The 4,610-nt window shown below is 72.2% G+C and carries 3 protein-coding genes and 2 pseudogenes; 1 reads left to right on the top strand and 4 read right to left on the bottom strand.

What is annotated here, in order from left to right; genetic code table 11:
* The 3 genes and pseudogenes from I53_RS22975 to I53_RS22965 all read right to left on the bottom strand — a co-directional run.
* A pseudogene (locus I53_RS22975) lies at nt 1-399 on the bottom strand (glycosyl transferase family 28); the annotation flags it as partial.
* Entirely contained in the window at nt 387-1,664 is a 1,278-nt protein-coding gene (locus I53_RS22970) for a glycosyltransferase family 4 protein (RefSeq protein ID WP_043355085.1), read from the bottom strand. The gene I53_RS22970 and the pseudogene I53_RS22975, both read right to left, overlap by 13 nt.
* On the bottom strand, nt 1,661-2,911 hold the full coding sequence (locus I53_RS22965) for a glycosyltransferase (protein WP_043355084.1): 1,251 nt from the start codon (nt 2,909-2,911) through the stop codon (nt 1,661-1,663). The genes I53_RS22970 and I53_RS22965 overlap by 4 nt, the downstream gene beginning before the upstream one ends.
* Nucleotides 2,912-3,137: 226 nt before the next feature.
* Between I53_RS22965 and I53_RS22960 the strand changes: the two genes are divergently transcribed.
* Complete coding sequence (locus I53_RS22960; protein WP_251982413.1) at nt 3,138-4,391, top strand: glycosyltransferase family 87 protein; 1,254 nt, start codon at nt 3,138-3,140, stop codon at nt 4,389-4,391.
* On the opposite strand, the pseudogene I53_RS22955 reads toward I53_RS22960, so the two are convergent.
* Nucleotides 4,351-4,610, bottom strand: a pseudogene (locus I53_RS22955) (carotenoid 1,2-hydratase); the annotation flags it as partial. The gene I53_RS22960 and the pseudogene I53_RS22955 overlap by 41 nt on opposite strands.

Genomic DNA, 4,610 nt, shown 5'->3' with positions numbered 1-4,610 from the left:
GAGGACGAGCGGGCGCGGCCACCCTGCACGAGCGGCATCCACCAGAGCCAGGAACTCGTGTGCCAGGGCGCGCCGGCCGAAGGGGAACAGCTCGGTGATGACGGCATCCGGTGCGAAGGCCGTCACGGTCTCGGTCATCAGGGCGCTGCGGCGTGCCAGCAGCGGCGGCTCGGCCGGACGGCCGTCGGGCTCCAGCAGCGTCGAGAACTCCGTGCCGGCGATCCGGAGCGGCGGCAGCTGAACGAGGCGCAGGCCGTCGCGGCGGACCATCGGCGCCGGAACGCCGCCCGAGATCAGCAGTGTCTCGTGACCGGCCGCCGCGAAGGCGCGGGCGAGGGCGGCGGCGCGGGTGAGATGCCCCGCGCCCAAGAGATGCGTGACCGCGATCAGGACGCGCACGCGGGCAGCTCCGATTCGTGTGCGGCCACGTCCGACGACAGACCCGCAGAGGCACGCAGCCGGCCGGCGATCAGCGCGATCGCGGCCTCCTCGGAGAAGTCTCGCACAAGCCGCGCCCGGGCGGCCTCGCCCAGCCTCCGGCGGAGGCCCGGATCGTCGGCGAGACGGATCAGCGCCGCCGCCAGCACCGCCGGGTCGCCCGGCGGGACCAGGACCCCGTGCGTGCCATCGGTGATGAATTCCGGCGTGCCGGCGAATGCGGTCGCCAGAATCGGCAACGCTTGGCTTGCCGCCTCCATCAGCACGTTCGGCAATCCATCGCGGTCGCCGCCCGGGGCCGGCTTCGTCGGCAGGACGAACAGGTCGGCCGCGCGCATGGCCTCGATCACCGCAGGCTGCGCCAGGGCGCCCCGGAAGCGGATCCGCTCCGCGAGGCCACAGGTGCCAACCCGCGCCTCCAGGGCAGCGCGCAGCTCTCCGCCGCCGATCAGGTCGAGCTGCCAATGCAGGCCTGGGGGCAGGGTGGCCAGGGCGTCGATGAGATCGTCGTGTCCCTTCTTGGCGACGAGCCGGCCGACGCAGAGGAGCCGGAGCGGCCGGACCGGATCCGTGCCGTCGCGCGTTTCATGCGGCGGCGGGATCGGAAAGCGGCTGAGGTCGAGCCCGTGGTAGGCGAGCAGCGTCCGGCCGGGCGCGAGCGCGTCCAGACGTGCAAGCCCGTCGCGGGTACAGGTCACACCCCAAGCGGCGTCGCGTAGCTTCTCGGTCAGCTCCCAGTCCGGCGTCGTCCAGATATCCTTGGCATGCGCCGAGAAGCTCCACCGGCGCGCGGTGAGCAGCGCGGCGTAGCGGGCGACGCTGGCCGGCGTATGCAGAAAATGCACATGGATATGGGCGATGTCGGCCGGCAGTTCCCGGGCGAGGACCAGGGCCTGCCCGAGGCGGCGCAGCCGCGACGCCGTCGGGTCGCGCCGGAAATCGCGGACGAACAGCGCGAGAAGCGCCGGGAGGTTCCGCCGCCGGAGCGCCGCACCGAGTCCGCGGAGCACACGCAGCGGGGCATCGGGCAGATATTCGGGCAGGTAGGCGGCCTCGGCTCGGATCTGCCCGTGCATCGGATGGCGCGCCCGGTCGGTCGGGCGGCGCAGGGACCAGATCTCCAGGGACAGACCGCGCCGCTCCAAGGCGAGCAGCTCCTGCGCGATGAAGGTCTCGGAGAGCCGCGGATAGCCCTTCAGCACCACGGCGACCCGTTTGGCGCTCACGAATAGGCCTGCAGGCACGGGCGAGCCTCTTCGTCCGCGCTGCCGCGCGCCGTCAGCGCCCGCACGCGGCGGGCGACCGCGTCGAGGCCGTCGAGCAGACCCGGCACCAGCACCCGCGACGGCGGATCCTGCTCCGGCAGGTCGCGGAGCGCGGCCGCCATGCGCCCGGGCGTCCGGCCCTCGGCCTCCATCAGGACCCGCGCGAGGCCAAGCCGCTCGGCCGCGAGCGCCCGGATCGCCTGCTCCCGCCGCGGCTCGGTCCGGGGCACGAGGATTGCGCGACGGTCGAAGGACAGAATCTCGCAGAAGGTGTTGTAGCCCCCCATGGCGACGATGCCGGCGGCCTTGCGCAACAGGAACTCGATCTCGCTGTCGAAGGTGATCGCGGCGATCTTTCCGCCGAGCGCGCGGATGCGCGCCGCGAAACCGTCGCGGGTGGCGGTATCGAGGAAGGGACCGAAGGCAATCAGGGCGGGCAAAGGGATCGCCGGATCGGCCTCGTAGGCGGCGATCACCCAGTCGATCAGGGCGGCACCATCGCCGCCGCCGCCCGGCGTGACCAGAATGAACGGGCCGTCGGCGATGGCCGGCTCCTCGCGGCCGGCGCGGCGCTCCGGGAGGTCCCGGCGCAGATAGCCGGTATAGATCAGGCGCGCGTCGATGCGCGCGGCGATCTCGGGATCCATCGGCAGCGCCGCGAGGGGCTGATGGATGCGGCTCAGCCCATAGACCCAGATCTCGTCGTAGAACTGCACCATCGTCTCGATCGCCCCCTTGCGCTCCCATTCGGGCACGAGACGATCGGCGTCGTCGAGGACGTCGCGCAGTCCGAGGACCAGGCGGATGTCGCGGTCGGCGGCGCCTTCCAGCACCGGCAGCAACTCGCCGTGGAAGCCAGCCGGTTCCTTGTCGACGATGATCAGGTCGGGGCGGAAGGTTCCGCAGGCCTGGGCGATGATCGCCGACCGCTGCTCGACCGTGCGGGCGAGGGGGGTCGCCGCGTCGAGGCTGGCATAATTGCCATCCGCGAACTTGGTCACCGGCGGCAGCCGGACGGTCCGGACGCCCGGCGCAAAGGCGAAGCGATCAACCACCGGCGAGCCCGAGACGATCATCGCTTGAGCGCCGCGGTTGCACGCCACGATCGCGTTGGCGATCGCCCGCGAGCGGCGCAGATGCCCCAGCCCGAAGGTGTCGTGGCTGTAAATCAGGACGCGCGGGGCCGAAGACGCCTCGTCCAGTCGCATCAAGGTGACCGCCCCGGTTGACGGCGCAAGGATCGCAGCCGCCGCCCTCTCGCACAAGCCGGGCCGGGCCGCAAACAGCGCTGTTAACGGGCTTCAAACCGCGGGAACCTAAGCTTCCGCCAAGTCCGGATACCGAAATCGCCCGATGCCTGCGCCTCCCCAGTCCCGCGCGCCGGGCCCCGCGACCGCACGTTTGCCTGCCTTATGGGCCGACCTCGCGGATCTCGTGAGCAGCGACGCCCGACTGTCCGCCTTTGCCATGCGCGCGGCCCGTGTGCTGGTCCCGTTCGGCCTCGCCCTGGTCCTGCTGGTCTACGGGACCGGCCCGGAGCCGCGGCGGAACTGGTACGGCGATCCGCTCGGAAACGATTTCGCTCAGGTCTGGACGGCGGGCCGTTCCGCTCTGGAGGGCCGGGGCGGCGAGCCCTACGATCTGCCGGTGCATCTGGCGAACATGAAGGCCGCCTTCGGCCAGGATTGCCGCTTCGCCTGGCACTACCCGCCGGTGTTCCTCCTGCCGGCGGCCGCCATGGCGCTCATGGAACCGCAGCCGGCCTATCTGCTCTGGATTGCACTCTCGGTCGCCCTGTTCGCGCTGACGATGCGCGTGGCAGCCGGCCGGATGGATGTGGCTTTCGTCGCGCTCGCGCATCCCTTGGTCCTGAGCAACCTCGCCTACGGCCAGAACGCTCTGCTCACGGCGTCGCTTCTGACCCTCGGCGCGGTGCTCGTGGACCGGCGCCCCTGGCTGGCCGGGCTCTGCTTCGGCCTGCTGGCCTACAAGCCGCATTTCGCGGCGCTGGCGCCCGTGCTCCTGCTGGCGACCGGGCGGCGGGATTGTCTGGCGGCCTGCCTCGCCACGGTGCTGGTCCTCTGCGTCGCATCGCTGGCCCTCTTCGGCACGGCGCCCTGGAGCGGCTTCTTCGGCACGCTCGGAGACACGAATCGGATCATCCTGCAGAACGCCGCCGCGGGCCTCGACCTCAATGCCAGCGCGTTCGGGGCCGTGCGCTTGGTCGGCGGCGCGATGGCCACAGCCTGGATCGCGCAGGTGCTCGTCGCCGCACTGGCCCTCGGGGTGGCCTGCCGCGCCTGGTGCCGCCCCACCGACGCGGCGCTGCGCGCGGCGGCGCTCGTCGCCGCCGCGCCGATGCTGTCGCCGTATCTGCCGGTCTACGATCTGGCGCCCGTCGTCCCGGCCACGCTCCTGCTGGCCCTCGCCGCGCACCGGGCGGGCGGATTGCGACCGCACGAACGCGTCCTGATCTGCTGTGCGCCGCTCTTCGCGGTCACGCGGGAGGTGGCGGGGCTGACCGGCTTTCCCCTCGGATTCGTGCTGAGCGTCGCAACGCTCGCCTGCATCGCCCACCGCATCCGGCCCTGGTCGGTCTTCGAAGGTCGGCACCGAACCGGGAGGGGCGGCGTCGACATCCAGGCCCTCACGGGGCCAGCGGCCGGGGAATCCGGAAGGGCAGCATGAGCCGCACCAGCGGGTTGCGGAACCGGTCGAGCGACAGGCTCTCGTGCATGGCCCGCACCGGCTCGCCGCCCAGCGTCGAGGCGAGGAGCGAGCGGGCGTAGAACGGCGTGTCCTCGTAGGTCGCGAGCACCCGCGACCGCCCGTCATCGCTGCGGGTCTCGCGCGGCATCCGCCAGAACCCGGTCGCCGGCAGCGACGCCGCGGGCGGCGGCCGTATCT

This window comes from Methylobacterium sp. B1, assembly GCF_000333255.1.
Taxonomy (GTDB): Bacteria; Pseudomonadota; Alphaproteobacteria; order Rhizobiales; family Beijerinckiaceae; genus Methylobacterium; species Methylobacterium fujisawaense.
The sequence above is the reverse complement of the archived record's forward strand: the minus strand, read 5'-3'. Positions and strand labels throughout refer to the sequence as shown.